General features: G+C 69.6%; 22 protein-coding genes, 1 tRNA gene and 3 pseudogenes. 12 read left to right on the top strand and 14 right to left on the bottom strand.

Annotated features, from left to right (window positions below):
* Positions 1-57: 57 nt before the first annotated feature.
* Positions 58-132, top strand: a tRNA-Val gene (locus AB0447_RS20590).
* A gap of 68 nt (positions 133-200) precedes the next feature.
* Here the strand turns inward: AB0447_RS20590 and AB0447_RS20585 are convergent.
* A pseudogene (locus AB0447_RS20585) lies at positions 201-404 on the bottom strand (tyrosine-type recombinase/integrase); the annotation flags it as partial.
* Between the two features lie 11 nt (positions 405-415).
* On the opposite strand from AB0447_RS20585, the gene AB0447_RS20580 reads away from it, so the two are divergent.
* On the top strand, positions 416-553 hold the full coding sequence (locus AB0447_RS20580; protein ID WP_366478125.1) for a hypothetical protein: 138 nt from the start codon (positions 416-418) through the stop codon (positions 551-553).
* A 608-nt stretch (positions 554-1,161) separates the two neighbouring features.
* Here the strand turns inward: AB0447_RS20580 and AB0447_RS20575 are convergent.
* Positions 1,162-3,594 carry a restriction endonuclease gene (locus tag AB0447_RS20575; protein WP_366478124.1) on the bottom strand — a complete coding sequence of 811 codons (2,433 nt, stop codon included), beginning with the start codon at positions 3,592-3,594 and terminating at the stop codon, positions 1,162-1,164.
* Positions 3,595-3,713: 119 nt separating this feature from the next.
* On the opposite strand from AB0447_RS20575, the gene AB0447_RS20570 reads away from it, so the two are divergent.
* The gene (locus AB0447_RS20570) at positions 3,714-4,064 is read left to right on the top strand and encodes an HGGxSTG domain-containing protein (protein WP_366478123.1); all 351 of its coding nucleotides are present in this window, start codon (positions 3,714-3,716) and stop codon (positions 4,062-4,064) included.
* Between the two features lie 231 nt (positions 4,065-4,295).
* On the opposite strand, the pseudogene AB0447_RS20565 reads toward AB0447_RS20570, so the two are convergent.
* Positions 4,296-4,685 (bottom strand): annotated as a pseudogene (locus AB0447_RS20565) (hypothetical protein); the annotation flags it as partial.
* Positions 4,686-4,957: 272 nt separating this feature from the next.
* On the opposite strand from AB0447_RS20565, the gene AB0447_RS20560 reads away from it, so the two are divergent.
* The 3 genes from AB0447_RS20560 to AB0447_RS20550 all read left to right on the top strand — a co-directional run bounded on the left by AB0447_RS20560 (position 4,958) and on the right by AB0447_RS20550 (position 7,079).
* A complete protein-coding gene (locus AB0447_RS20560) occupies positions 4,958-5,419 on the top strand; it encodes a hypothetical protein (protein WP_366478122.1) in 462 nt (153 codons plus the stop codon).
* A gap of 1,035 nt (positions 5,420-6,454) precedes the next feature.
* Positions 6,455-6,844 carry a hypothetical protein gene (locus tag AB0447_RS20555; RefSeq protein WP_366478121.1) on the top strand — a complete coding sequence of 130 codons (390 nt, stop codon included), beginning with the start codon at positions 6,455-6,457 and terminating at the stop codon, positions 6,842-6,844.
* Between the two features lie 7 nt (positions 6,845-6,851).
* Positions 6,852-7,079, top strand: a complete 228-nt coding sequence (locus AB0447_RS20550) for a DUF2277 domain-containing protein (protein WP_366478120.1) — start codon at positions 6,852-6,854, stop codon at positions 7,077-7,079.
* Here the strand turns inward: AB0447_RS20550 and AB0447_RS20545 are convergent.
* The 4 genes from AB0447_RS20545 to AB0447_RS20530 all read right to left on the bottom strand — a co-directional run bounded on the left by AB0447_RS20545 (position 7,069) and on the right by AB0447_RS20530 (position 10,915).
* The gene (locus tag AB0447_RS20545) at positions 7,069-7,554 is read right to left on the bottom strand and encodes a hypothetical protein (protein WP_366478119.1); all 486 of its coding nucleotides are present in this window, start codon (positions 7,552-7,554) and stop codon (positions 7,069-7,071) included. The genes AB0447_RS20550 and AB0447_RS20545 overlap by 11 nt on opposite strands.
* Before the next feature lie 128 nt (positions 7,555-7,682).
* Positions 7,683-8,312: a VTT domain-containing protein gene (locus AB0447_RS20540; protein WP_366478118.1), complete on the bottom strand. Its 630-nt coding sequence runs from the start codon at positions 8,310-8,312 to the stop codon at positions 7,683-7,685.
* A gap of 184 nt (positions 8,313-8,496) precedes the next feature.
* A complete protein-coding gene (locus tag AB0447_RS20535) occupies positions 8,497-10,152 on the bottom strand; it encodes an alkaline phosphatase D family protein (RefSeq protein WP_366478117.1) in 1,656 nt (551 codons plus the stop codon).
* A 112-nt stretch (positions 10,153-10,264) separates the two neighbouring features.
* The gene (locus tag AB0447_RS20530; protein ID WP_366478116.1) at positions 10,265-10,915 is read right to left on the bottom strand and encodes an HNH endonuclease family protein; all 651 of its coding nucleotides are present in this window, start codon (positions 10,913-10,915) and stop codon (positions 10,265-10,267) included.
* A 456-nt stretch (positions 10,916-11,371) separates the two neighbouring features.
* On the opposite strand from AB0447_RS20530, the gene AB0447_RS20525 reads away from it, so the two are divergent.
* Complete coding sequence (locus AB0447_RS20525; RefSeq protein ID WP_366478115.1) at positions 11,372-11,953, top strand: TMEM165/GDT1 family protein; 582 nt, start codon at positions 11,372-11,374, stop codon at positions 11,951-11,953.
* Positions 11,954-12,045: 92 nt separating this feature from the next.
* Here the strand turns inward: AB0447_RS20525 and AB0447_RS20520 are convergent, their stop codons facing one another.
* Together AB0447_RS20520 and AB0447_RS20515 are read right to left on the bottom strand one after the other, a co-directional pair.
* Positions 12,046-12,732 carry an HAD-IA family hydrolase gene (locus AB0447_RS20520; RefSeq protein WP_366478114.1) on the bottom strand — a complete coding sequence of 229 codons (687 nt, stop codon included), beginning with the start codon at positions 12,730-12,732 and terminating at the stop codon, positions 12,046-12,048.
* Between the two features lie 137 nt (positions 12,733-12,869).
* A complete protein-coding gene (locus AB0447_RS20515; RefSeq protein WP_366478113.1) occupies positions 12,870-13,922 on the bottom strand; it encodes a peptidoglycan-binding domain-containing protein in 1,053 nt (350 codons plus the stop codon).
* 162 nt (positions 13,923-14,084) lie between these two features.
* On the opposite strand from AB0447_RS20515, the gene AB0447_RS20510 reads away from it, so the two are divergent.
* A complete protein-coding gene (locus AB0447_RS20510) occupies positions 14,085-16,151 on the top strand; it encodes an MFS transporter (RefSeq protein ID WP_366478112.1) in 2,067 nt (688 codons plus the stop codon).
* Between the two features lie 124 nt (positions 16,152-16,275).
* On the opposite strand, the gene AB0447_RS20505 is transcribed toward AB0447_RS20510, so the two are convergent.
* Positions 16,276-16,770 (bottom strand): GNAT family N-acetyltransferase, encoded by a 495-nt coding sequence (locus AB0447_RS20505; RefSeq protein WP_366478111.1) that lies wholly within the window; start codon positions 16,768-16,770, stop codon positions 16,276-16,278.
* 107 nt (positions 16,771-16,877) lie between these two features.
* Between AB0447_RS20505 and AB0447_RS20500 the strand changes: the two genes are divergently transcribed.
* Entirely contained in the window at positions 16,878-17,273 is a 396-nt protein-coding gene (locus AB0447_RS20500) for a nuclear transport factor 2 family protein (RefSeq protein WP_366478110.1), read from the top strand.
* Positions 17,274-17,409: 136 nt separating this feature from the next.
* On the opposite strand, the gene AB0447_RS20495 is transcribed toward AB0447_RS20500, so the two are convergent.
* Positions 17,410-17,742: an antibiotic biosynthesis monooxygenase gene (locus AB0447_RS20495; protein WP_366478109.1), complete on the bottom strand. Its 333-nt coding sequence runs from the start codon at positions 17,740-17,742 to the stop codon at positions 17,410-17,412.
* 185 nt (positions 17,743-17,927) lie between these two features.
* Between AB0447_RS20495 and AB0447_RS20490 the strand changes: the two genes are divergently transcribed.
* On the top strand, positions 17,928-19,895 hold the full coding sequence (locus AB0447_RS20490; RefSeq protein WP_366478203.1) for a bifunctional glycosyltransferase 87/phosphatase PAP2 family protein: 1,968 nt from the start codon (positions 17,928-17,930) through the stop codon (positions 19,893-19,895).
* Between the two features lie 36 nt (positions 19,896-19,931).
* On the opposite strand, the gene AB0447_RS20485 is transcribed toward AB0447_RS20490, so the two are convergent.
* Positions 19,932-21,311: an FAD-binding oxidoreductase gene (locus tag AB0447_RS20485; protein WP_366478108.1), complete on the bottom strand. Its 1,380-nt coding sequence runs from the start codon at positions 21,309-21,311 to the stop codon at positions 19,932-19,934.
* Positions 21,312-21,627: 316 nt separating this feature from the next.
* Between AB0447_RS20485 and AB0447_RS20480 the strand changes: the two genes are divergently transcribed.
* Positions 21,628-22,374, top strand: coding sequence for a hypothetical protein (locus tag AB0447_RS20480; RefSeq protein WP_366478107.1), 747 nt, complete (start codon positions 21,628-21,630; stop codon positions 22,372-22,374).
* 541 nt (positions 22,375-22,915) lie between these two features.
* Here the strand turns inward: AB0447_RS20480 and AB0447_RS20475 are convergent.
* On the bottom strand, positions 22,916-24,160 hold the full coding sequence (locus AB0447_RS20475; protein ID WP_366478106.1) for a cytochrome P450: 1,245 nt from the start codon (positions 24,158-24,160) through the stop codon (positions 22,916-22,918).
* Positions 24,161-24,459: 299 nt separating this feature from the next.
* On the opposite strand from AB0447_RS20475, the gene AB0447_RS20470 reads away from it, so the two are divergent.
* Positions 24,460-25,629: a steroid 3-ketoacyl-CoA thiolase gene (locus tag AB0447_RS20470; protein ID WP_366478105.1), complete on the top strand. Its 1,170-nt coding sequence runs from the start codon at positions 24,460-24,462 to the stop codon at positions 25,627-25,629.
* A gap of 220 nt (positions 25,630-25,849) precedes the next feature.
* Here AB0447_RS20470 and AB0447_RS20465 read toward each other — a convergent pair.
* A pseudogene (locus AB0447_RS20465) lies at positions 25,850-25,944 on the bottom strand (lytic transglycosylase domain-containing protein); the annotation flags it as partial.

Here is a 25,944-nt window from a genome sequence, read left to right as displayed (position 1 = left end):
ACCCTTACGCGTTTGCGTCGGGGGTGCGCCCTCCATGTAGGCTGTCCACTCATCCACGGGTGCGTAGCTCAGGGGTAGAGCGCTGCTCTTACAAAGCAGATGTCGGCGGTTCGAAACCGTCCGCGCCCACCAGTACAAAGGCCCCCCGCCGATCACGGCGGGGGGCCTTTGACATCTACATCTGACATCAACGGGGACGGTCAGGAACGACCACGCCGTCCCCTCAACAGCCGGTCCATGTGCCCGATGGCCTCGCGCTGCGTGTCCTGCACGACGTGGGCGTAGACGTTCATGGTGACGGCGATCTGCGAGTGCCCGAGGATCTCCATCACCACCCGAGGCGGAACGCCGGCAGCGGTCAACAGCGTCGCGGTCCCGTGCCGTGCATCGTGCAGCCGGACGACGCCGAGTGGCTGTGGACGCAGATAGGCGCCAGTACCACTGTCTGACCTGGGGTCACGCCATCGAGCTCACGGCTGAGGACCGGGGCGTACCGGCCATGGACCTCTTCTTCGAGCTGCTCGACAAGTTCCGCGCTGAGGCCACGCGGTAAGAGTTTCCCTACTTCATCAAGGCACCCGCCGCGCACAGCGCGGCGAGCGCGCCCGTCGCCCGGGCCTGCGCTCCTGTCTCCGCCCCGCTCCAGCCCAGCCGCCGGCCGCGCGCCAGACGGCACGGGTTCGATGGTGGGACAACCGCGGTACGGCTGAGCACCCGAGCCCACAACGCTGGCCCACACCCACCAAGCACCTGTGCCCGAGCGAAACCATGACTCCGCCCAACACTGCCAGGCTCAGCCCCTGACACAGGCCCCAGCGGAGCGCGCGCCGAGCCATCGGAGGCCGAGCAGCGGGATCCTAAGGCGACATCACCAGCCGCTCAAAGACGTGCCTCCGGCGGGGGCGCTCAGGCTCCGGGATGACCGGGGCCGGCCGTGCGGGTGCGGGCCGGTTTGTGGTGGGGGTGGGGAGCTGTCATCCCGTCTGCCGTCGACCCAGGCAAGCCATAGCAGACCAGGCTTCTGGGACCCAGGTCGTTCGTCCAGCAGGGCGCTCCAACTGGGCCCCAGAAGCCTGCCCCGCTATCACTCCGTGTGGGTCAACGGCAGACGGGATGACAGCGGGGGTGAGATGTGGCTCACGCCGACGCTCTGCAATCCCCCTATTCTCCGAGACTCTCGAAAAGCTCGTCGACAGGATCGATTTGCACATCAAAGTTTCGCGTCACTGACGGCCGCGGAGGGTAAATTATAGTCTCGTCGCCGTCAGTAGTTTCCTCTTCTCGAAAATCCAAGTCCTGTGCGACTTCATCTTCCAAAAGTGCCAGACGGTCTTTCAGGATTGGCATATCTGTGTCAGTCAGCTCGAAATGCTCGATAATAGAACCGAGTCTATCGATTGCATCCTCGCAATCTGCGACGGTGTTTACCCTCCCCGATTCCTCAAGGTCCCATTCGGAAACAAAGTCCTGGAACCTACTCCTCAGCTCAGACTCGGCCGCCCTCGACCAGTCGGAGGGCTTTACGTCGACATCCGTGAACGGAGAAAGGGCTACCTCGAAATCCTCCGGAGACTCCAAGACATTCATGAGCCTCACAGCAAGCGAATCCCTCACCCTTACAACAGAGTCGCTAATCTCAGAATATTTCGCCAAGTAAGAGATCAGTCGGATCTCTTGCGTGACTAGGAGCGTCTGTGCGGCCCCGATACGTTGAGTCAATCCGTCAAGCATCAGGGTAAGCGTATGCCCGAATAGGAGAGTTCGCCGGTATTTCGCATCCAGCATCAGCATAACAAGATGGCGATTCAAGGCGGAGGTCGACTGTCTAATCTTGATGGAATACCCGCTTGCCTCCGTGGTCCAATAGCAAGACGGAGTAGTCTCCAAACGCCTCAGCGCATCCATGAGCACATGCTGCTGCCCGGGCGCCAAACGAGGAAGATTCTTTATCTTGGTGCGCCCGCCAAAAAAGGCATCCATCAGGGAGGGGATAAGTCGCTCATCGAGGTTACCGCCAATATCCCAGTTCACGAGCGTCTCGACCTGCTCAAAAAAAGCAGCACCCTGAGCTACTTGGGAAATCTCGCTAGGGTGAGATGAAAGGTACGAGGAGATGAAATCAATGAACGAAGGGTTGGCCAACTGGACAACTGTTGAGAGGTTTCCAGGGTGGATTCCATTGACCTGATCATCTAGACGCGCATCCGAGATGACGTGGACGAATGTTCCTTGCAGTTTCTTGAGAGCTAGACTCAAGCGATGGGGGCTATCGGGTGACATGCCCGCTGCCCTCTGATAGGCAGAAACACTCTTAAATAGATCAGATGCTTCCACGGGTCGTCGCACTGTGGCTAGGGCCACCAGAACACCGCGTTCAGCTTGTGAGAGCTGCTCCTGAAAGATGCTATCCCACAGCTCGCGAGGGTTGTTGAGCGCATCCATTGTGTACCGGTAGAAGTGCCGCCCCGGGACCCCAGAGTTCTTAAAATTTGAGGCAACGAGCTCGATCACTCGCGGGCTAAAGTTCGCGTGCTCGACAACCTCTACATACCTCTTTTCGGTGAGGATTGACCTGAGTGATTCCTCGCCAATTTCGGCAAAGTGAATGTGATTATAGAAGATTTGAGCTTTCTGTAACCTCGTGTAGTCGGCGAGGTTCAGGGTGACCCTGTCCTCATAGAGCAGCGGGGAAGACCTCAAGCGCGGATATACCTGTCTCGCTTCGCGTAAGATGTACTCGCGCGTCGTCATGATCAGACGCTTGCTGGCATCTTGGCCAATTTTCTCAGCAAGCTGTACTAGACGGCTATCCTCGTTTTTGTTCAAACTGTCAAGCAGTGAGTTCTGCCCCAGGAAGTCGTCATAGAGAAATACTTGCTTCCTCCCTGGTTGCCAAAGGCGCTCAATTTCAGAAATGTCTGCCGATGCAGTGTGAACTTCCCAACCGTCCGCCATGAGCCTCACGAGAAGCGTCTCAGCCAGTGTGGTTTTACCGATTCCCGGCTCACCGGAAATCACACACACGTGATGTTTTTTTAGTATCTCCAGAGACGCAGAGTGTGCTTCGCTGTGCACGTAAAGCCGGCGCCGTTTAATGATCCGCTCAACTAGGCCGGTACTCCTCAGGTGCAAGTCAGAATTCAATAGCCGTTGCAGTACGGCGCTCGAGGTAATCCAGAGCTTAAAGTTTTGGGTCTCAATTTGAGGGTGTCGAGTGAGGAGGTTGTCGATGTCATCGACGCCGAGAACGTCTCTTTCGCTCAGACGTGCACCGCAGAATATCTGTGCGATTTCCTTTTTGTTGGCACGGGTTAGCGAGGCTGACGTTACCAACATGTACCTACCCGCAAATCTGCTGCCGATCTTTCTGGCCTCTAGTTCGAGCTGGCTTCGAATCTGCGAGAAGGTTCGTCCGGGTGAGTGCTTGCATTGGATGACGATGGAATCCATTCCGCCATGATGCAATCGGATGTCAACACCGCCATCCCTGCCCTTTGGGAAAGTCTCCATCCGCACGCCAAATTCAGCCTGAAGTAGATCCCTGACGAGTACCTCAAAGTCATGGGGAGAGAGATCGGCGTAGTTACGGGTCATGAAACCACTATGCCATTCTTTTGTTTCCCTAACTGGCTTTCACCAGATCTGGCCCTTCGTCAGTCCGGGCAAGATCAAGCCCTCGGAGGGGACGGAGTACCTGGATGTGAGCTTTCTGAGTGACGGATGCCGCCTCGGGTCCACTGACCTCACGCAACGTGAGAGGCGCACGGCGCCTACGGTGCCGTGTGCCGGCCCGTGCTTCCAGCCGCGTTGGTTGCGCCTTCCTGACGCCTGGCCCGCGAGAGACCATCTCGGAGTCTGGTGACAACGAGGTTGGAAGCAGGTGGCAGGTGACTCAACCCAGGTGCGGAGCGCAGACGGCCAAGGGGCAGCCTTGCAGCAAGCCCGCGATCATGAACAGCTCTCGGTGTCAGTTACATCAGGGGAGCTGGTCCAGCTACGGAGTGGCGCAGCGGAAGAAGAAGGACGCCGAAGAGAAGATGCGGAAGCTGCGGAAGAAGAAGTGACCCGGGTAGCTCTCCGTGCCTGACATCCACAGGTGACATCAACGGGGCTGCACCGCGGCGGTTGCTGGCAGACGCCGGAGCGCAGGCTGGACTGCTGCTGAGGCGTAAGGAGCGGGCGCCGGGCGAGCTTACAAAGCAGATGTCGGCGGTTCGAAACCGTCCGCGCCCACCAGTGCAAAGGCCCCCAACCGATCACGGTTGGGGGCCTTTGACGGTAGTTCTTGACGGCAGTCAGCCCGTAGGACCCCTGCGCCGCAGCATCCGGTCCATGTGCCCGATCGCCTCCCGCCGCGTCTCCTCCGACACGTGCGTGCGGATGTTCATGGTGACGGCGATCTGCGAGTGCCCCAGGATCTCCATCGCGACCCGGGGCGGTACGCCGGCGGCGGCCAGTAAGGGTTGGCGTCGACGGTCTCCCGGATGGCGGTCTGTCGCATCCGCTGTTCAGATCCACGTTCTCCCACCTGAGCCCGACCAACTCACCCCGCCGGAGACCGAGGGCGATGGCGAGCACGAAGGCGGGATACAGCGGTCCTTGCGCGCGGCGGCGAGGGCCGTCCGCAGCACCCGGTGGGATTCCTTCGCCGTCGCCGCGCTGGTCTGCTTCTGGAGCTGCACGACGGTCATGAGGCTATTACCGCTCGCGTTGTCGACGGCGACCTGGCTGGTCTTCTTGTCGCGCATCTTGAGCTGCGGGGGCTGGGCGACCATCGCGGTGGTGCCGGCGGTGTGGGGAATCTGACGCACAGCAGACCACTCCTCTGCAGAGGTGCCGGCTCTGCAGCCCAAGGCCAATCCCCGTGAAGCTCCATCGACTTGCGAGGGACGCAACAGGTGTCCGCACCTTACGGAATTCGGGCGCAAGACGTACGTCGGCGTGTTCCCCTACGGGGGTGGAAGCCATCATCGCCAGCGCGATCGCCGTCCTGGGAACGCTACTCGGTTCAGGGATCACCCTGGCCGTCCAGCGACGCACGACCGAGAAGGGCCACGAGTTCACGCGAGGGGAGAAGCTGCGACAGGAACGGCTGGACGCCTACACGGCGTATGCGGCGGCGTTGGTCAACTACCGGCGCTGCTTGGTTCATCTGTGGTTCTGTTCACATGAACACCGGCTGGAGGACCCAGAAGTGGTGAAGGGCCGAGCGTATGACCTCCGCTTCAGCGCCGAGGAGGCCCTCTTCCGCGTGCAGATGCTTACGGACGATGACTCACTGAGCCAAGCCGGGGCAGTCCTGCTTGTCGAGATAGCCGACCTGCACAGGACGGACAGCAGAGCCGAGCTGGATGAGCGCAGGCGGCGCACGCGGGACGGCATCAGCCATTTGGTGAAGGCCGCCAAACAGCATCTCTGAAGTTCAACCTCCGAAGGTCTCCCTGGCCCAAGGCGTTACGCAAGTCACTCCGAGTAGCCCTTCTCCTGCGTTGTAAGAACGCGAGCTCATCCTGACTACCGTGTGGGCACTGGGCGGGACGTGCAAGAGGGCACGGGTGCACCGGCCGCGCATGATCCGGGTTTCGGGCGAGCGTATAAAGCAGATGTCGGCGGTTCGGAACCGTCTGCGCCCACCAGCACGAAGGCCCCTCGCCGATCACGGCGAGGGGCCTTGGCATCCCCTTCACGACCGGGGAAGCCTCATGAGCAGTCGGTCCATGGGCTGACGGCTTCGGGCTGGGTGTCCTGGGTGTGAGCCGCGTATGTCAGCTGACGCCGATCTCGCCGAGTTGCATGTGGTGATCGCCGAACTGATCGGTGCTCAGCCTGGTGCCGGTGATCTTCGCGTAGCGGGCTGGGGTCGGGGCGAACGAGATGGTTTGGGCTGTGGCGCCGGGGCGCGGATGGTCGCGTTTGTCGGCGACGGTGGTCCAGGTGGGGTTGTCGGCCGAGACCTGGACGGTGGAGTCGACGGGGAAGCCGAGCCCGGGTGTTGGCGCCGTCGGCGCGGCCGAAGAGGTCCAGGCGGCCGTTCCGGCGGCCGGCGCCGAGGTCCACCGTCACCGACTCGGTGTGGTCGACGGCGAGGTTGTCGCTGCTGCTCCAGCCGTTGGTGCCGGTCGGCAGGGAGCGACGGCCGTCGGGGGCCGGAATGCTGCCGTGCGTACACGCGGAGTTTCCGGGGGCGTTCCGTATTGGCCCGGGGGGCTGGGCGTGGGATGGTCGGGGGATGGCCAAGGGGATGGTGGAGTGGCTGGGGGCGTGGGGGCGGGGGTTCGAGCGGAGGAGGGAGCGGGAGCGGGAGCGGTTGCTCGCGCAGTTGGACGGCGGGGCCGGGTCGGGGGCCGGGCCTGGCGGCGGATCCGGGGGCGGATCCGGGGGCGGGTCCGGGGGTGGGAAGTATGCCGACTCGGGGAGGGCCGGGGGGCGGCGCGATGAGTTCACGCCGCTGCTCGTGGAGTACTACGCGTACGGGCTGACGCAGGCCCGCAGCAGCTTCGTCGCCAGCCAGCTGTTCGCCGCCTTCGGGGCCGGCATCCTGCTGCTCGGGGTGGCCCTGGCCATCTGGAAGGCCGAGAGCAGCGGGGACCTCTACCTGGGGATCGTCATCAGTTCCGTCGGGGTGGTGGTGGCGCTCATCGGGCAGCTGTTCCACCGGCGGGCCGATCTCGCGCTGCGGCACATGGCCGCGCAGACCGCCTCGCTCCGGGACGACCGGCGGGCCGCCGAGACCACCCGGCAGGCCGTGCAGCTGCTCGCCGATGTCGCCGATCCGGGGCTCCGGGCCCGCCTCCAGGCCGGGCTGATCATGAAGCTGTCCGGGGCGGGGCTGCCCGAGGCATAGTGGGGGTATGTGCCGGAGCATCAAGACCCTGCGCCCGCCCGCCCTCCCCGAGAAGGCCACCGAGGAGGAGATCCGGGCCGCCGCCCTGCAGTACGTGCGGAAGGTGTCCGGGTTCCACCATCCCGCCGAGCACAACCGGGAGGTGTTCGACGCCGCCGTGGACGCGGTGGCCGACGCGACCCGGGAGCTGCTCGACGGCCTGCAGGTCAGAGGACGCGCCGCGGTCAGCTCGTAGAGGCCGCGCGGCGGCGCAGCACCCAGATGCCCGCGACCAGTGCGCCGGCCGCCATGGAGCCGCCGAGCGCGATCTCGCCCGGGCTCATCCCGTCGATGCTGCCCCCGGTGCCGCCCCGGGCGGCACCGGGGGTGACCTGCAGGGTCAGGGTCACCCGCTGTCCGCCCGAGCCGCCGCACTCGAAGGTGACGCGGTGGGCACCGGGGCGGGCGTCGCGGTAGACCGTGGCCGTCCCGAACAGGTTGGTGGCTTCCAGATTGCCCGGGGTGAGCGACACGTTGCCGAAGGCGGGCGAGGAGGCCCTGCCGGTCTTGGTGCCGCAGCCTTGGAGGTTCAGGCCGACCCGGCCCCCGGGGGCCACCGTGCTCGGTGAGAGCGTGGCGGAGGGGTTGGCGTAGGCGGTGACGGGGGTGGCGGCGACGACCAGGGTCGCGGCCGCGACGGCCATCAGGTGGCGGCGGTGCGTGGCGGGCATGGCGGAACTCCTCTGCTCCTGAAGCACGTGCTCAGGACGCTAGGAGCCCGGTCCCCCCGCGGCGATCGGGGCCGGGTGAACGGGTGAGGCCGCTGCTCCGCCCGGGGGAGCAACCCCCCGTACGCGCGTCAGGACGCGGCCGCCGCCGGGACGGGCCGACGCACCAGGTACGCGGCCAGCCCGCCGGCCGCGAACAGTGCGACCAGCGACACCGCCGTGCCCAGCCAGGTCGCCCCCAGCCACTGGGTGCCGAAGTAGCCCAGGGCCACGCTGTAGCCTGCCCAGGCCATGCCCGCCAGGGCCGACCACGGCAGGAACTCCTTCACCTTGCGGTGCGTCTTGCCCGCGCCCAGCGACACCACCGACCGGCCCGCCGGAGCGAACCGGGCGATCACCACCAGGGCGCCGCCGCCCCGGGCCAGCGCCGTGCCCAGCCGCTCCTGCGCCCGGGTCAGCCGGCGGGACCGGGCGATCGCCTTGTCCAGCCGGGCACCGCCCCGCCAGGCCAGCCGGTAGGCGGCCAGGTCGCCCAGCACGGATGCGGTGGTCGCGATGACCAGCAGCGCCAGGATGTCCGGCACCTGCTGCGGGACCGGGTCCGGCGAACCGGCGGCCCCCGCCGCGGCGGCAGCGGCCGCGGCCGCGATCACCAGGACCCCGCTCGGCAGTACCGGCAGGAACACGTCCAGCACCACGGACAGGGCCACGAGGGCATAGATCAACGGGCTCGTGGTCAGCGACCCCACAGTCTCAAACAAAACGGAACTCCCCAGTCCGGTTGGCGTGTCTCGCCAGTGAAGCGCCGCGACGTCGCGGGGAGCGGCAGGGGCGGCTGACAGCCATACAGCGTACGCCGGGAGTACGGACCACATACGGGCGGGGGCGCCAGCGTGTCCACGGTTGGGCCCCGCCCCTGCCCGGAGGTTTCCGTTCCGCCCGGGATCAGCCTCCGGTCAGGTCCCGGTCCAGCACCGTCACCAGTCGCGCCCCCTTCCCCGAACGCCGCGCCTGATCCAGCTTCAGCCGCGCCGAACGGCCGGACAAACCCAGTGTCATCAGCTGATTTCCGAACCACGGACCGCCCGTACGCCGCCAGGCCACCGGCGGCCGGCCCGTCCGGCCGTGCTTCGCCAGCAGTCGACCGATCCAGCGGCCCGCCTTCGACCAGCCCAAGCGGAATCCAAGCTTCACCGCAGTGTGAATCGAGTTGTGGACCGGAGAACATGTCAACTGGAACACCCGGGCAGTGCTCGGTATCAGCGGCTCCGCCACATACGCGTGGTGTACGTCACCCGACAGCACGCACACCGTCGCCGGTGCCCGCGGGCCCGTCGCCACCTCCTCGACCAGGTCGCTCAGCGCTGCGAAGGAGGCAGGGAACGCTGCCCAGTGCTCCAGATCGCTGCGTCGCCGCAGGTCCTCCCCTATCCGCGCCCAGCGCTCCCCGCGCTCCCCGCGGCACAGCGCCGCGTTCCAGCCCTCCGCGTCATGGATCAGCGGGGGCATCAGCCACGGCAGCGAGGACCCCACCAGCAGGTGGTCGTAACCGCCGTGCCCCTCCAGCGCGTTGTCCCGCAGCCACTGCTGCTCCGCGGGGTCGAGCATGGCGCGCCGGTCCTCGGCCAGCACGCGGGCCGCCCGGGTGTCCACCATCAGCAGCCGGACCCGGCCGAAGTCCCGCCGGTAACTCCAGCGCACCGATGCCGGATCGGCATCCGCCTCCGCCGCGAACGCCCGCAGCGCGTCCGTCCCGTCCGGGCTCGCCCGCACCGCTTCGTACAGCTTGTCCGCGGCCAGTTCGGCCGGGGACAGATTGCCCAGGTGCTGGTACACCCAGTACGACATCAGGCCGCTGAGCACCCGCTCCTGCCACCACGGCGTGGCCCGCATCTCCGCCAGCCACGAGGCGCTGGTGTTCCAGTCGTCCACCACGTCGTGGTCGTCGAACATCTGCAGGCTGGGCACGGTGGACAGCAGCCAGCGGATCTCCGGGTCCAGCCAGGACTCGTAGTAGAGCCGGGTGTACTCCTCGTAGTCGGCGACCTGGGCTCCGGGCGGCTCCCGCAGGTCTCGGCGGGCCGCCAGCCACCGCCGGGTCGCCGCGGACAGCTGGTCCGCGTACACCTGGTCGCCGAGGAGCAGCAGGAGGTCGGGCCTGACCGCCTCCGGGTCGGCGGCCAGCTGCCCCGCGAGGGTGTCCAGGGCATCCGGGCCGTGCGGTCCCCGGGAGCCGGCCGACGGGGCGGCCTGCCGGCAGGAGCCGAAGCCGATCCGCAGCCCGGGCGCGGGCCGGCCGGGCCCGGCCACGGCCGGGGTGCTGATGGTGCTCGCCGGGAACCGGCTCTCGGGCAGCGGCCACACCCGGACGCCGTCGAGCAGCACCTCGTACGCCGTGGTGCTCCCGGGGGTCAGGCCGGTCACCGGGACCAGGGCGTAGTGGTGACCGGCGATCTGGAACGTGCGCACGCTCCCGCCGGCCCCGTCCGCGCAGCGCACCTGCACGTTGCTCGGACGGTCGGTCTCGACCCACACGGTCGCCGCGTCGCCGGTGTCCCAGTCGATGTGTCGCAGCAGTGGTCCCAAGCGCAGTCCGGCCATGCAACTCCCCCTTCTCCGTCGCCCCTTGAACCCATGATTCACGGTACGGGGCGGAGGGGGAGCGCGGCTCCCCCGGGCAGGGGAGGGATCCTCCCCCGCGCGGGGGAGATTCTCAGCAGCCGTTCAGGACGTTCACCAGGGCGTTCTTCTCGGCGGAGTCGATGCTCAGGCCCCAGTGCTGCTTCACCTGGACCCACATGCGGGCGTACGTGCAGCGGTAGGAGGTCCGGGACGGCAGCCATTCGGCCGGGTCGAGGTCGCCCTTGGCCTGGTTGACGTTGTCGGTGACGGCTATGAGCTGGGGGCGGGTGAGGTCGTTGGCGAACTGCTGGCGCTTGCTGGTGGTCCAGGAGGACGCGCCGGACCGCCAGGCCTCGGAGAGCGCGACGACGTGGTCGATGTCGAGGTCGGAGGCGGCGTACCAGGTGGCGCCGTCGTACTCGGAGTACCAGCTGCCGCTGACGGCGGCGCAGGAGGAGTCCTGGACCACGTTGACGCCGTCCCGCTTGAGGACGGTCTCGCGGGTGTTGCAGCTGCCGGAGACGGTGCTCCAGTGCGGGAACAGGTCGCGGCTGTAGCCGCTGGAGGAACCTTCCGCCCGGGGCGTGACCGTGGCCAGGTACGAGCGGGCGGCTTCGGCGCTGATCGGGGTGGGCGGGGCGGCCTGGGCGGCGGGCGCGGTGATCAGAGCGGTGACCGCGAGAGCGGCTGCTGACGCGAGCACGCCAAGACGACGCGCGTAGACCTTGGACGTGAGAGACATGAGGGCTCCCTGGATGCGGGGGGTGAACGGCCGGGTGCGGCCCCGACGGGGCCCGGCCATGGTGGCGGCGCCAGGTGTCACGGGGATGGGCGCCAGGTGACAGCGTGGCGACATGGGCACGTCACATCAAGTCGTGCAAAGGCCTCTACTCAAGCGGAAGTTGAGATTCCGGCCGCGGGGGGTGTCAGGTCGGGACCAAAGGCCCATACCGGACCCGCCCGGATCTCGCGTACCCTGGACCGAGCAGAAGGGGAGTAGCTCTTCGCCGGACCGTCGACATACTGCTGGGTCACCCCAGCCGGCGCCCGGAGGCAGGCCGCGTCAGCGGCGGGCCAGCGAGACCTTCGGCCGCAGTGTCCTTGTAAGCGCAGGGAGCTGTCGGGCCGAAGCGACCCCTGAAACAGCCAGGTCTCTCGGTGCGGCCGTCTCCTGCCCGACCGATTGAGGTTCCACCCCGTGCTCAGCTTCAGCATCACGGCGATCGCGTTCGGCGTCGTCTTCCTCGCTGAACTCCCCGACAAGACGGCCCTCGCCGGCCTCATGCTCGGCACCCGCTACCGCGCCTCCTACGTCTTCGCCGGAGTCGCCGCGGCCTTCGCCGTCCACGTCGCGCTCGCCATCGCCGCCGGAAGCGTCCTCACCCTGCTCCCGCACCGCCTCGTCCAGGCCGTCGTGGGCGTCCTCTTCCTCGCCGGCGCCGCGATGCTGCTCCTGAAGAAGAGCGACGAGGACGAGGAGATCAGGACGCCCGCCGACCAGTCCTTCTGGAAGGTGTCCGGTGCGGGCTTCATGCTGATCCTGGTCGCCGAGTTCGGCGATCTCACCCAGATCATGACCGCCAACCTCGCCGCCCGCTACGACAACCCCGTCTCCGTCGGCCTCGGCGCCGTCCTCGCCCTCTGGGCGGTCGCCGGCCTCGGCATCCTGGGCGGCCGCACCCTCATGAAGTACGTCCCGCTGCGGCTGATCACCAGGATCGCCGCAGCCGTCATGGCCGCGCTCGCCGCCTTCTCCCTGTACGAGGCCATCGCCGGCTGACGGCGCCGGCCCGGCGCCGCGAGGGCCGGGCGGCACGGGAAAGGGCCCGCCCGGGTCGTGCATCGCCCGGGCGGGCCCTTCCGCGTGGTCGCTCAGGCGGCCGCCGCGTGCAGTGTCAGCCGGATCGAGCCGTCCCCGGCCGTCTCCACCCGGACCGCCGTCAGGTCCGGCACGTGCACGGTCGGGCCGTGCTCGCCCGCTCGCGGACCCACCCCGACCACCCGCATGCCCGCCGCCCGCCCGGCCGCGATGCCGGCGCCCGAATCCTCGAACACGATGCAGTCGGCCGGATCCACGCCCAGCTCGGCGGCCCCCTTCAGGAAGCCCTCCGGGTGCGGCTTGCTCGCCGCCACGGACTCGGCCGTCACCCGGACCTCCGGCATCGGCAGCGCCGAGGCCGTCATCCGGGCCGTGGCCAGCGCTTCGTCGGCGGAGGTCACCAGGGCGTGCGGCAGCTCGCCGAGGGACGCCATGAACTGGGGTGCGCCTTCGACCGGGACCACTCCGTCGGTGTCGGCGGTCTCCCGGGCCAGCATCACCGCGTTGTCCGCGTGGTTGAGTTCCATGGGCCGCTCGGGCAGCAGGATGGCCATGGTCGCGTACCCCTGGCGGCCGTGGACCACCTTGAGCGCTTCCACCGGGTCCAGCCCGTGCGACACGGCCCAGTCCCGCCAGCAGCGCTCCACCACCGCGTCCGAATTGACGATGGTGCCGTCCATGTCCAGGAGCAGGGCCTTGGCGGTGAGGACGACGGGGGCGGGGGTGGTGAGGGCCGGCATCGGCGGGACTCCAGAGGGAGGAAGAAGAGAACAAGTGGCTCCGTCCACCGGTCAGGGAGTGTGGACGGAACCACTTTGTTTCTTCACGATACAAAATAGCGCATGCATGGCGCCAGCAGTGCAGCGTGTGACGTTGGTCAGGATTCGTAGCTCTTCGAATCCAGGACGCGGCGGGTCTCGGGGCCGTACACGCCGCGGGGGTCCTCGGTGATGTCGTGCGCCAGCTGGAACCGGCTGACCGCCTCCTCGGTGCGGGGGCTGAAGCGGCCGTCGATCCGCCCCCGGGGGTACAGGCCCAGCTCGGCGAGCTGCCGCTGCAGCTTCTCGACCTCGGCTCCTGAATCCCCGCGGCGCAGCACCGGCCCCTGTGGGGCCGTGGAGGGCCGCGAGGATCCGGAGACGCTCCCCGAGGGGACGGGCGAGAGGGGTTGCTCGGCCGAAGCAGCCGAAGCGGCGGCCGAGCCGGAGGCCGCGACCGCAGGGGAGGCAGCGGCCGATGCCGTGGGGGCGGCGGAGCGGGAGGCGGGCCGGTGCGCACCGGACGCGGATGCGGACGCGGATGCCGACGGCCCCAGCGGGGCCACGCTCACGGCAGGGGCGGACACCGTCGGCCCGGGCAGCGCCCGGTCCTCACCGTCGCCCTCCCCGTCACCGTCGCCCGGCCAAGCCAGCGCCATGGCCGCCACCCCGATCACCGCGACCGCGGCGGCCCCGGCGAGCAGGGGCAGCGCCCGGCGGGGAGCGGTCTCCGCCCGTCTGCCTCTGCCAGGCGGGCCGAGCCGCACCGGCGGCAGCTCCTCCGTGACCGGCCCGTACGGTGCCGGGCCGCCCAGCCCCGGGCCGCCCAGCCTCGGGCCGCCAAGTCCCGGGCCGCCCAGCCCCGGACCACCAAGCCCCGGACCACCAAGCCCCGGGCCGCCCGGCGCCCAGCCGCCCATGTCCGGGCCGCCCATTCCGGGGCTCCCAATTCCGGGGCCGCCCATGTCCGGGACGTCCAGGCCCGGGTACCGCAGCGGGTGCGCGTCCCGGTGGACCGTGCCCAGCACGGGCGGCGGGTCCGCCGGCGCGGTGAATCCGGGCTGCTGGGCGCCGGGCAGCGTGATGTACGGCCGTATGCGCAGCGGATCGAATGCCGCCTCCCGCCCACACCCCCCGCAGTATCCGCCCGCGCTGCTGCTCGCCTCTTGCACGGCACCACATTCAGGACAGCGCACAGCGCTCACTGGAACCCCTCCCCGGCAACTGCCTGCGATTATGCAGACCCTCCCGGGTGCACCCAACCCCGCCCGGCGGGCCATATCCGGACACACCACTCAGGATGGAGGAATGGACCGGCCCCGAGGAGGAAGTCCATGGCTCAGGAAGTGACCACGCCGGCCGTGGACCCCGGCCCCGGCCCGCATTCCGGCCCCGGTGCCGAACACGCCTCCCGAGGGGTTCTCGTCTCGATCGGTGCGTTGCTGCTCGGTCTGCTGATCGCGGCACTCGACCAGACCATCGTCTCCACCGCCCTGCCCACCATCGTCAGCGAGCTCGGCGGAATGGACCACCTGTCCTGGGTGGTCACCGCCTACATGCTCGCCTCCACCGCCGCCACCCCGCTGTGGGGCAAGCTGGGCGACCAGTACGGCCGCAAGAAGCTGTTCCAGGCGGCCATCGTCATCTTCCTGATCGGTTCCGCCCTCTGCGGCCTCGCCCAGGACATGCCGCAGCTCATCGGCTTCCGCGCCCTGCAGGGGCTGGGCGGCGGCGGACTGATCGTGCTGTCGATGGCGATCGTCGGAGACATCGTCCCGCCCCGGGAACGCGGCAAGTACCAGGGCCTGTTCGGCGCGGTGTTCGGCGCGACCAGTGTGCTGGGGCCGCTGCTCGGCGGCCTGTTCGTGGACCACCTGTCCTGGCGCTGGGTCTTCTACATCAACATCCCCATCGGCATCGTCGCCCTGGCCGTCATCGCGGCGGCCCTGCACATTCCGGCGCGCTCCTCCCGGCACACCATCGACTACCTCGGCACCTTCCTGATCGCCTCCGTCGCCACCTGCCTGGTGCTCGTCGCCTCCCTCGGCGGCACCTGGGGCTGGGGATCGGCCCGGATCATCGGCCTGGCCGTCCTCGGCACCGTGCTGCTGGTCGCCTTCGTCCTGGTGGAACGGCGGGCCATGGAACCCGTGCTGCCGCTCAAACTGTTCCGCATCCGCACTTTCACCCTCTGCTCCGTGATCAGCTTCATCGTGGGCTTCGCGATGTTCGGCGCGATGGTCTACCTGCCGACCTTCCTCCAGGTCGTCCAGGGCGTCTCACCCACCCTGTCCGGCGTCCACATGCTGCCGATGGTCCTGGGCATGCTGATCTCCTCGACCGCCTCGGGGCAGATCGTCAGCCGCACCGGCCGCTGGAAGGTCTTCCCGATCACCGGCACCGCCGTCACCGCCCTCGGCCTCCTCCTCCTGCACCAGCTCCACCGCACCAGCTCCACCTGGGAGATGAGCGTCTACTTCTTCGTCTTCGGCGCCGGCCTCGGCCTGGTCATGCAGGTGCTCGTGCTCGTGGTGCAGAACGCCGTCAGCTACGCCGACCTCGGTGTCGCCACCTCCGGTGCCACCTTCTTCCGCTCCATCGGCGCCTCCTTCGGCGTCGCCATCTTCGGCACCGTCTTCACCAACCGCCTCGACGACAAGCTCGCCGACGCCCTCGCCGGCATCCCACTGCCGCCCGGCGCGGGGGTCGCCCAGTTGGAGGCCGACCCCCGGGCCATCGCCGAACTCCCCGCCGCGCTGCGCCCCACCGTCCTCGACGCATACGCCACCTCCATCACCGATGTCTTCCTCTACGCCGTCCCCGTGGTCCTCCTCGCCTTCGTGGTGGCCTGGTTCCTCAAGGAGGACAAGCTGCGCGCCTCCGTCACCACCCCCGACGTGACCGAGACCCTGGCCTCCAACCCGGTCGAACGCTCCTCCAGGGACGAGGTCGCCCGCGCACTGTCGGTGCTGGGCACCCTCCAGGGACGGAAGCACGTCTACGAGAAGATCACCGCGAAGGCCGGCTACGACCTGCTGCCCGCGGCCAGCTGGCTGCTGCTGCGGACCAGCAAGTTCGGATGGGTCGAGCCCGCGCTGCTCGCCGAACGCACCGCCGTGCCCCTGCGGGCCATCACCGAAGCCGCCCGGCAGGTAGAGGAACGCGGTCTGGCCGTCCGCGACGGGCTCCGGCTGCTCCTCACCGACAAGGGGCGCGAGGTCGCCGGGAAGCTGGCGGCGGCACGGCAGGAATCGCTCGCGGAGCTGCTGGGCGACTGGTGGGGGCCGGACCGGCCGACCGACCTCGTCCAGCTCGTCGAGGAGATCAACCGGGAACTGTGCGGCTCGGACGCGGAGGAGCCCTACGACGCGCCACCGCGCCGCGACCACGCCGCCCACTGAGCACCCGCGCGGCTGCCACCGGGCCGGCACCGGCCTGAGTCGGTGCCGCCTGAGTCGGGGCCCGCTCACGCGCCGGTGCCCGCCCAAGCCGGTGCCCGTCTGGGCTCCGGGCGCCGGATGCGCCTCAGCCGAGGTGTTTCTCGAACCAGTGCTCCGCATACGGGCCCGAGTTGTACGCCGGTATTTCCGCGTACCCCTGTCTCGCGTAGAGGGCCCGGGCCTCCACCAGGTCGGAGCGGGTGTCCAGCCTGACCCGGACCGCGCCCAGCGCGCGGGCGGCCTCCTCCAGGGCGGCGAGGACCGCCGCGCCGCCGCCGGTGCCCCGGGCGCCCGGGCCGACGTACACCCGGGTGAGCTCAGCGGTGGCGGGGTCGAGCAGCCGTATTCCGCCACAGGCCGCGGGCTCGCCGTCGAGGCGCCCCACGACGAACTGCCCGGTCGGCGGCACCAGGCCGTCGGCCGGGTCGTCGAGCATGCCCTGGTCGATCTCCGCCTCGGTGACGGGACGCTTCCAGTACCGGCCGGCCACCTCGGCGTAGTAGGCGCGGCGCAGCGCGGTGGCGTCCGGGGTGGTGACGGCCTCCGGGGCCACGGACCATGTGCTCACATGCGTGTTCATGGCGTCATTCTGAGTGCCCCGCCGTCCCCGCCGCGTGGAATATCCACACCCTCGGGCCGATGATAGGAAAAAGGGTCAATTCGCTTCTACGGAGGGTGTGATCCGTCATGTCGGAGCATCCGGACTGTGCTGTCGTCCGCCGCGGCTACGAGGCCTTCGCCAAGGGCGACATGGAGACCCTGGGCACGCTGATGACGGCTGACGTCATCCATCACGTGCCCGGCAGCAACCCGATGTCCGGGCATCACAAGGGCCGGGAGGCCGTCCTCGACCACTACCGGCGCCTGGGTGAGGAGACCGCCGGCACGATGCGCGTCGACCTGGAGCGGCTGATGGCCGACGGCCGCGGGCACGTCATGTCCTTCCACCTGTTCCGGGCGGACCGCGGGGACCGGGGCCTCGAGATGCACGAGGGGCTGTTCTTCACCCTCGTCGGCGGCAAGATCACCGACATCGACGAGTGCGCGGAGGACATCGCGGAAGCCGACGCCTTCTGGAGCTGACCGCCCCGACGGCCGACCGAGCGCGGAGACGGCACGGAAGGGCACGGAAAGGGCGCGGAGAGGCGCGGAGAGGGCGCGGACCCTCCGCGCCTTTCCGCGCCCCTCCGTTGTGCCGGCTCGGCTTCCGCCGGCCGGCTCAGCCCTGCTTCGGCGCAGCCTGCTGCACGACCTCGAAGGACCACAGCGTGGAGCCGGAAGCCGCCGGAGCCGGCCGCTCGCCGCCACCCGCGCCGCCACCGCCCTGGTGGGCGGCCTTCATCGGCCCTTCCATCCACGCCTGGAACGCGGCCTCGTCCCGCCACCGCGTGTACACCAGGTACTGGTCCGTACCCTCCAGCGGCCGCAGCAGCTCGAACCACTCGAATCCGTCCGAGTTCTCGACCGAGCCCGCCCGCGACGCGAACCGCTGCTCCAGGACCTCCCGCTGCTCCGCCGGGACCGTCAGTGCGTTGATCTTCACGATGCTCATGCGGCCATCCTAGGGAAGCCGGTTCAAAGGACAGGCCGGGTGACGTTGCCGCCCGGGATATCGTCGTCCCGGATAAATGAACGCGGCAGCCAGGCGAAGTCGGGGTTGCGGGCAACAGGGCGGGAGGCCGGCGGGGCGTGGCGAATGCGGCGGAGCACAGTGGTGCGAACGGTCATGCCGGGGTCATAGGCCCTGATGGCGCGGGCGGGCGGCTGGGCGCCGCGCGGGTCCTGCTGTGGGGACTCGCCGCTGTGCTGGCCGTGCGGCAGGCGGCTTCCGTGCTGCGGTTGCCGCCGGGCGAGTGGCTCACCGGCATTCACCTGCCCATTCTCGCGGGCTCGCTCTACGACAGCGGCCAGTTCACCGGCACCCCCTTCGCGGGAATGGTCCTGAAGCCGCTCGCCGGCCTCGCCGACCAGTCCCTGGAAGTGGCGTGGACACTGGCGACGCTGCTGCTCGTCGCCGCCGTGGGACTGGTGGCGGCGCGCGGCCTGCCCGATCCGGTGCCGCGCCGCACCGCCCTGCTCGCCGCGCCCGTCCTGGTCGCCCTGATGATGGTGTCGCTGCCCGTCCGGGAGGCGGCGTTCCCCGGGCAGACCGCCGTGCTGCCCGTGCTGCTGGTGCTGCTGGCCGTGTTCCGGGTGCCGGGTGAACGCCCGGCCGGATTCCTCGTCGGTCTCGCCGCCGCCCTCCAGCCCGCGCTCCTGCTGTTCGCCCCGCTGCTGTGGACGACCGGCCGCCGCGCCGCCGCCCGGTCCACCGCAGTGACCTTCGCCGGCGCCTTCCTCCTCGCCTTCGCCGCGCTGCCCCGCGACTCCTGGACGTACTGGGTGGACCACCTGGCCGGCACCGGCCTGGGCGGCAGCCCGGAGGGGCTCGCGAACCAGTCCCTGCACGGGGCGCTGCTGCGGCTGGGCCTGACCGGTCCGGCCGAGATCGGCCTGTACGTGGTCCTGGCGGGCGCCGTGGCGTACGTGGGCCTGCGCCGCGCCGTCCGGTACGCCCGCGACGGGCAGCTGCTGCTCGCCGTCGCCGTCACCGGCTGTGTGGCCGTCGCCGTGTCCCCGACCGGCTGGCGGCACCAGCTGCTGTGGGTGCTGCTGGCGGTGGCCGGGAGGGTCGGCCGCCGGGCTGCCGACCGGCCGGTGTGGCCGGTCGCGGTGGTGCTGGTGATGACCCTGCCCAACCAGGTGCTGCTGCCGAACCTGGCCGCGCTGGCGCCCGTACGCGACAACGTGCTGCTGCTGACCGCGCTGTTGGCGGCCTGTGCCGTGCCGTTCCTGCCGCGCAGCTCGCCGTACTGGCGGGAGCCGGTCCCCACCTCGTACGGACGGCCGGCCACCGCCCGCTGGTCGCGGATCCCGCTGCTGCCCTTCTGGCGGCGGGTCCTCAGCCGCCCGAACCTGCTGCTGGAACTGCTGCTGATCCGGGTCGGGTACTCGCTCTACTCGCACATCCGGGCCGCCGCGCCGACCAGCCGCACGCTCGCCGAGGACAACGCGAGCGCGATCCTCTCCGCCGAGCAGGCGCTCGGCATGGACATCGAGTACGCCGTCAACCAGGTGGTGGCGCGGACCGGCTGGCTGGAGGGGTTCTTCAACTTCTACTACACCTCCTTCCACTTCGTGGTCCCGCTGAGCATCCTCGCGGTCCTGTACTGGCGGCGGCCCGCCGACTACCGCTGGGCCCGCGCCTCCCTGGGCCTGGCCACGGTGATCGCCCTGTTCGGCTTCTGGCTGTTCCCGCTGGCGCCGCCGCGCCTCATGCCCGGCCTCGGCTTCATCGACACCGTGCACGGCCCGCAGGACCTGGCGAATCCGCAGTACGGTGCGATGACCGCGATCTCGAACCAGTACGCGGCGATGCCCTCGCTGCACTTCGGCTGGTCCCTGTGGTGCGGCATTGTGATCGTCGTGCTGGCGCCGAAGGGCTGGCAGAAGCTGCTCGGGGCGCTGCACCCGCTGATCACCGTGTGCGCGATCGTGGCCACCGCCAACCACTGGGTGCTCGACGCGGTGGGCGGAGCGGTGGTGGTGGGTGCCGGGTTCGGGCTGGTGTACGTGCTGTCCGGGTCGCGCCGGGTGCACCTGAAACTGCCGGTGCAGCGGACGAGCGACGAACGGCCGCGCCGGGCCCCGGCCAGAACTCCCTAGGCAGTCCTAGGCAGCCCTGGGCAGCCCCGGGCAGTCCTACTCGGCCGGCGGGATGTTCTGGTTGAGGCGGAAGAGGTTGCCGGGGTCGTAGCGGCGTTTCAGCTCGCGCAGCCGACGGTACTTCTCGGGCCCGTACGCCTGCCGGATCCGCTCCTCGCCCTCCTCCATCAGGAAGTTCGAGTACACCCCGGTGTGGTGCGGTGCGAGCGCCGACCACAGCTCCCGCGCCCAGGCGCGCTCCTGCTCGAAGCCCTCGGCGTCCTCGGTGGCTCCGCTGATGTTGAAGATGTGGCCGGCGCCCCGCCCGCCGAACGCGGTCGCATCGTCCCCCACGTCGGCGACGGCCCCGCCCAGGTGGTAGATCGTGAACGAGGTGTGCGGGGAGGCGATCCGGGCTGCGTACTCGGCCGTGCGCTCGGTGATCCCGTCGGTGAGGCGGTCCACGTCGCAGGCCTTGAAGTAGTACCAGCGGCCGTGCGGGAACGACGGGTCGAACATCGCCTGCTGCGCGAGGAACGGCTTGGGCTCGCACAGGTCCAGCACCGGCGTAGGCCCGCCCTCCCGCAGCGGCCGCAGCACCTTCTGCCCGTCCTCCACCGGCCCCGCGTAGCAGCACACCACGATCACGACCGGCTTCCCGTGCAGCTCCACCGGGACGTACGGCACCGGCGGCGCCTTGCGGTGGACGACCGCCGTGGTCAGCTCGTCCGGTACGTCGGTGATCCAGTCGCGGTACAGGCGCTGCACGCGGGGCGAGTCGGCCATCGGCCAGATGACGGGCCCGGCCAGCACCACCGGCCCCAGCGGGTTCAGCCGGAACTCGAACGCCGTGGCGATGCCGAAGTTCCCGCCTCCGCCACGAATCCCCCAGAAGAGGTCCGGGTTCTCGTCCTCGCTCGCCTTCAGGTACGACCCGTCGGCGGTGACCAGGTCCACGGACAGGAGCTGGTCGATGGTGAGCCCGTACTTGCGCATCAGCCAGCCGATGCCGCCTCCGAGTGTGAGCCCGGCCAGCCCGGTGTGCGTCACGATCCCGCAGGGCACCGCCAGCCCGAACGCCTGGGTCTCGCGGTCCAGCTCGCCGAGGAGCACCCCGGCCTGAGCCCTGGCCGTACGGCCCTGTGGGTCCACGCGGATGCCCCGCATCGGCGAGAGGTCGATGACGATGCCGTCGTCGCAGACCGACTGCCCGGGGAAGCTGTGGCCGCCGGAGCGGACCGCGACCGGGCGTCCGTCCTCGGCTGCGAACCGGACCGCGTCGATGACGTCCGCGACGCCCGTGCAGTAGGCGATGAGCGCGGGGGAGCGGTCGACGGAGCCGTTCCAGACCTTCCGGTCCTCGTCGTAGGTGGGGTCGCCGGGCTGCACCAATCGCCCGCGGAAGGACGGGCCGAGCGCAGCCGGAGCTGCAGTCATGGTCCCAGTCTGTCACCGGGCGCCGGGGCACGCAGGCCGTGCGGGGGGCCGGCCCCGGCTCGCAGCCTTCGGCGTTCCGCGGCCCATGCTCCGCCGTCCCCGCGCGCTCCGGCATTCCCGCCCGCGCTGCGGGCTCCCTGTGCTGCGGGCTCCCTGTGCTGCGGGGTGTCCGGAGCGGTGCAAGCATCGGGGCATGAGCGCACAGCGGACGGGGGACTCACCGAGCGGCGCGATCACCGCGGAAGTGGTCCTCGGCGGGTTCCGCGCGACCCGGAAGCGGCGCGGCCGGGCGGCCGCCGGGCGCGTGGCCTGACCGATGGGCGACTGGTACCAGCGCCAGGTCGTGGACCCGGGCAAGCAGCCGCTGTTCTTCCTGCTGCTGGGCTTCCTCGGGGCGTTCCTCTTCATCCGCGTCAGCGTCCGGATGATCCGGGCGGGGGTCTCCTGGTGGCCGAAGAACGTCACCCCCGGCGGGCTGCACATCCATCATTCCGTCTTCGGCGTGATCTTCATGATCATCGGCGGGCTGGGGCTCGCCTCCCCGATCGGCAGCCGGCACCCGGGGGCCGAGATCGAGGCGGCGGTCTTCGGCGTCGGCACGGCGCTGGTGCTGGACGAGTTCGCGCTGATCCTGCACCTGCGGGACGTGTACTGGTCCGAGGAGGGCCGGGTCTCGGTGGACGCGGTGGTGGTCGGCGCGGGGTTCTGCGGGCTGCTGCTGCTGGGAGCGGCGCCGTTCGGCGCGAACGATGCGTCGGTGGACGGCGCGCCCGTCTCCGGCTGGACGTACGCGGCGCTGATCGCGGTCAACGCGGCCTTCGCTCTGACGGCGCTCGCCAAGGGCAAGGCCTTCACCGGGCTGCTGGGGATCCTCGTACCGCTGCTGGCCGTGGTCGGTGCGGTGCGGCTGGCCCGGCCCGGATCCCCGTGGGCGCGGGCCCGCTATCGGGCCGGGAGCCGGAAGGCGGAGCGGGCGCGGGCGCGGGAGGAGGCGGAGGGGTGGCAGCGGCGGTTGCGGGTGCGGGTGTACGACGCGATTGCCGGGCGGCCGTCGGAGCCGTAGGCGGTGCCTCGCCGTGGCCGGTGCTCGCCGTAGCCGGTGCTTGCCGAAGGGGCGCCGGGGCTTCATTGCCCCGGCGCCCCTTCGGCTGGATCGCCGCTGTCTGTAAGGATCACCCCGTTCCGGCCGGTCCGCCACTCGAACGGGTGCGGGTCCGCTGCCGGGGCTCCGCCCCGGACCCCGCGCCTCAAACGCCGGCGGGGTTGGAAGGGCCGGGGCTCCGCGCCTCAAACGCCGGCGGGGCTGGAAGGGCCGGGGCTCCGCGCCGCGCCCCGCGCTTCAAACGCCGGCGGGGCTGGAAGGGCCGGGGCTCCGCGCCGCGCCCCGCGCCTCAAACGCCGGCGGGGTTGGAAGGGCCGGGGCTCCGCGCCGCGCCCCGCGCCTCAAACGCCGGCGGGGCTGGATGCGGGGCTCTGCCCTGCGCCTGAGCCTTGAACGCCGGCGGGGCTGGATGCGGGGCTCTGCCCTGCGCAGGCCGGTCGGGCCGGGGGACGGCAGGGGCGGGGCGTGGGAGGAAGTGCCCCTGCCGTTCCGGACTGCCAGGTCAGCCGTGGGTGACCTGGAGTTCCTTGATGCCGTTGAGCCAGGCCGCGCGCAGTCGCCGCGGTGCGTCGCCGGTCAGCCGGAGGTCGGGCAGGGCGTCCGCCAGCGCATTGAAGATCAGGTCGATCTCCATGATGGCCAGGGACTTGCCCAGGCAGAAGTGCGGGCCGCCGCCGCCGAAGCCCAGGTGCGGGTTGGGGTCGCGGGTGATGTCGAAGACGTCCGGGTTCTCGAAGACCTCCGGGTCGTGGTTGGCGGAGGAGTAGAAGAGCCCGATGCGGTCGCCCGCGCGGATCTTCTGGCCGCCCAGTTCGGTGTCCTGGGTGGCGGTGCGCTGGAAGGAGACCACCGGGGTGGCCCAGCGCACGATCTCCTCGGCCGCCGTGGCCGGCCGGGTCGCCTTGTACAGCTCCCACTGCTCGGGATGCGTCAGGAAGGCGTGCATGCCGTGGCTGATCGCATTGCGGGTGGTCTCGTTGCCCGCGACCGCCAGCAGGAGGACGAAGAAGCCGAACTCGTCCGAGCCCAGGTTCCCCTGCCCCTCGGCCGCAACGAGCTGCGTGACGATGTCCTTGGCCGGGCACTCCTTGCGCTCGGCGGACAGGTTCATCGCGTAGCCGATGAGTTCCATGGCCGCCTCGGCGCCGACCTCCTCCGTGATGGCGTACTCCGGGTCGTCGTACGCGATCATCTTGTTCGACCATTCGAAGATCTTCGCGCGGTCCTTCTGCGGTACGCCGATCAGCTCGGCGATGGCCTGCAGCGGCAGTTCGCAGGCGATCTGGGTGACGAAGTCGAAGCTGCCGTCCTCGGCCGCCGACTTCGCCTCCGCGACGATCTGCCGGGCCCGGTTGCGCAGGGCCTCCTCCAGGCTGCGGATGGCCCGCGGGGTGAAGCCGCGCTGCACGATCTGGCGGACCCGGGTGTGTTCGGGCGGGTCCATGTTCAGCATGATCAGACGCTGGGCATCTATCTGTTCACGCTGGATGTGCTCGTTGAAGCGGATGATCGCGGTGTTGGTGGTGGAGGAGAAGAGCTCCGGGTGCGTGGAGACGTATTTGACGTCCGCGTGCCGGGTGACGGCCCAGTACCCCTCGTCGTCGAAGCCGGTGATGCCGCGCGGCTGGGGGCACCACCACACCGGGGCGGTCTGCCTCAGCTGAGCGAACTCCGGGAAGGGGACGCGGGCCTGGAGGAGATCGGGGTCCGTGGCGTCGAAGCCGTCGGGCAGCGCGGGGCAGGTCATCGGGCGACTCCAAGTCTGACGGCCCATCAGAAGTTGTCCTGAAAGGTAGTAACGAGTTCTAGAAGTGACAAGGGCCGGTGCGTCACCTGTTGCGCAACGGTGCGCCACGGTCCCGCGACGGCCCGTGTGGAAACCGTGCAAGTCGCGTGCAAGACCCTTGCGTGCGGGGGCTCCGGGCCACTAAGACTGCGGAGAGAACTAGAACGCGTACTAGTTGGGCGTGCTGGTTCGTTCGGGGCGGGGCGCCGGGACGGCCCGCCGCTGAGGCGCTGTACAGATGTGCAGGAGAGGACGAGCTCATGGCCGCGGAACCCGTCATCGTCGAAGCCGTACGCACCCCCATCGGCAAGCGCGGCGGCGCGCTCGCCAACCTCCATCCCGCCTACCTGCTGGGCGAGACCTACCGCGAGCTGCTCGCCCGTACGGGCATCCAGCCCGACTGCGTCGAACAGATCGTCGGCGGTACGGTCACCCACGCCGGCGAGCAGTCCATGAACCCGGCCCGCAACGCCTGGCTGGCCATGGGCCTTCCGTACGAGACCGCCGCCACCACCGTGGACTGCCAGTGCGGCTCCAGCCAGCAGGCCAACCACATGGTCGCCAACATGATCTCCGGCGGGGTCATGGACATCGGCATCGCCTGCGGGGTCGAGGCCATGAGCCGGGTTCCGCTCGGTTCCGGCTCCAAGCACGGCCCGGGGAAGCCCTTCCCGGACGAGTGGAACGTCGACCTCCCCAACCAGTTCGAGGCCGCCGAGCGGATCGCCCGCAACCGCGGCCTGACCCGCGAGGACGTCGACCGGCTCGGGGTGCTCTCGCAGGAGCGGGCGGCCGTCGCCTGGGCGGAGGAACGTTTCAAGCGGGAGACCTTCGCCGTGCAGGTGCCGACCACCGAGGAGGAGCAGCGTGCCGGTCAGGGCATGTGGCGGCTCGTCGACCGGGACGAGGGGCTGCGCGACACCAACATGGAGGCCCTGGCCCGGCTCAAGCCGGTCATGCCGACCGCCGTCCACACCGCCGGGAACTCCTCCCAGATATCCGACGGCGCCGCCGCCGTGATGTGGGCCTCACGCAAGATGGCCCGCGCGCTCAAGCTCAAGCCGCGCGCCCGGATCGTCGCGCAGACCCTGGTCGGCGCCGACCCGCATTACCACCTGGACGGGCCGATCGACGCGACCCGGGCCGTGCTCGGCAAGGCCGGGATGTCCCTGAAGGACATCGACCTGGTCGAGATCAACGAGGCCTTCGCCTCCGTCGTGCTCAGCTGGGCCAAGGTCTTCGACCAGGACCTGGAGAAGGTCAACGTCAACGGCGGGGCCATCGCGCTGGGGCACCCGGTCGGCGCCACCGGCGCCCGGCTGATCACCACCGCCCTGCACGAGCTGGAACGCCGTGACAAGGAGTTCGCGCTGATCACGATGTGCGCCGGCGGCGCGCTCGCGACCGGCACGATCATTCAGCGCCTGTAGCGACAGCGCCTGTAGCGCAGCGCCTGTGGCGACAGCGCCTGTGGCGCCGGGCGCGCACCGACCCTGTGGGATGGGATGCGGAAGGCCCCGATGGCCGGACCTGGGGAGGTCGGCCATCGGGGCCTTCGCGTGCCTGCTGCCTGGTGCCGGCTGCGGCGCCTGGCGCCTGCTGCCCGGCACCTGGTGCCTGCTGTCTGCTTGTCTGCAGTCCGCTGGTGGTTTAGTACCAGTGGTTGGCCTGCCAGAAGTTCCAGGCCTCGACCGGGCTGCCGTAGCGCTCGTTCATGTAGTCCAGGCCCCACTTGATCTGGGTGG

The sequence above is a fragment of the Streptomyces sp. NPDC051211 genome (assembly GCF_040689505.1).
Classification (GTDB): domain Bacteria; phylum Actinomycetota; class Actinomycetes; order Streptomycetales; family Streptomycetaceae; genus Streptomyces.
This window is presented reverse-complemented; position numbering and strand designations above follow the sequence as displayed.

Excerpts from the sequence above, each read along its gene's own strand:
- AB0447_RS20575 (WP_366478124.1), bottom strand. The coding sequence starts at position 3,594 with ATGACCCGTAACTACGCCGATCTCTCTCCCCATGACTTTGAGGTACTC.
- AB0447_RS20550 (WP_366478120.1), top strand. The coding sequence starts at position 6,852 with ATGTGCCGGAGCATCAAGACCCTGCGCCCGCCCGCCCTCCCCGAGAAG.
- AB0447_RS20545 (WP_366478119.1), bottom strand. The coding sequence starts at position 7,554 with ATGCCCGCCACGCACCGCCGCCACCTGATGGCCGTCGCGGCCGCGACC.
- AB0447_RS20535 (WP_366478117.1), bottom strand. The coding sequence starts at position 10,152 with ATGGCCGGACTGCGCTTGGGACCACTGCTGCGACACATCGACTGGGAC.
- AB0447_RS20530 (WP_366478116.1), bottom strand. The coding sequence starts at position 10,915 with ATGTCTCTCACGTCCAAGGTCTACGCGCGTCGTCTTGGCGTGCTCGCG.
- AB0447_RS20520 (WP_366478114.1), bottom strand. The coding sequence starts at position 12,732 with ATGCCGGCCCTCACCACCCCCGCCCCCGTCGTCCTCACCGCCAAGGCC.
- AB0447_RS20510 (WP_366478112.1), top strand. The coding sequence starts at position 14,085 with ATGGCTCAGGAAGTGACCACGCCGGCCGTGGACCCCGGCCCCGGCCCG.
- AB0447_RS20505 (WP_366478111.1), bottom strand. The coding sequence starts at position 16,770 with ATGAACACGCATGTGAGCACATGGTCCGTGGCCCCGGAGGCCGTCACC.
- AB0447_RS20500 (WP_366478110.1), top strand. The coding sequence starts at position 16,878 with ATGTCGGAGCATCCGGACTGTGCTGTCGTCCGCCGCGGCTACGAGGCC.
- AB0447_RS20495 (WP_366478109.1), bottom strand. The coding sequence starts at position 17,742 with ATGAGCATCGTGAAGATCAACGCACTGACGGTCCCGGCGGAGCAGCGG.
- AB0447_RS20485 (WP_366478108.1), bottom strand. The coding sequence starts at position 21,311 with ATGACTGCAGCTCCGGCTGCGCTCGGCCCGTCCTTCCGCGGGCGATTG.
- AB0447_RS20480 (WP_366478107.1), top strand. The coding sequence starts at position 21,628 with ATGGGCGACTGGTACCAGCGCCAGGTCGTGGACCCGGGCAAGCAGCCG.
- AB0447_RS20475 (WP_366478106.1), bottom strand. The coding sequence starts at position 24,160 with ATGACCTGCCCCGCGCTGCCCGACGGCTTCGACGCCACGGACCCCGAT.
- AB0447_RS20470 (WP_366478105.1), top strand. The coding sequence starts at position 24,460 with ATGGCCGCGGAACCCGTCATCGTCGAAGCCGTACGCACCCCCATCGGC.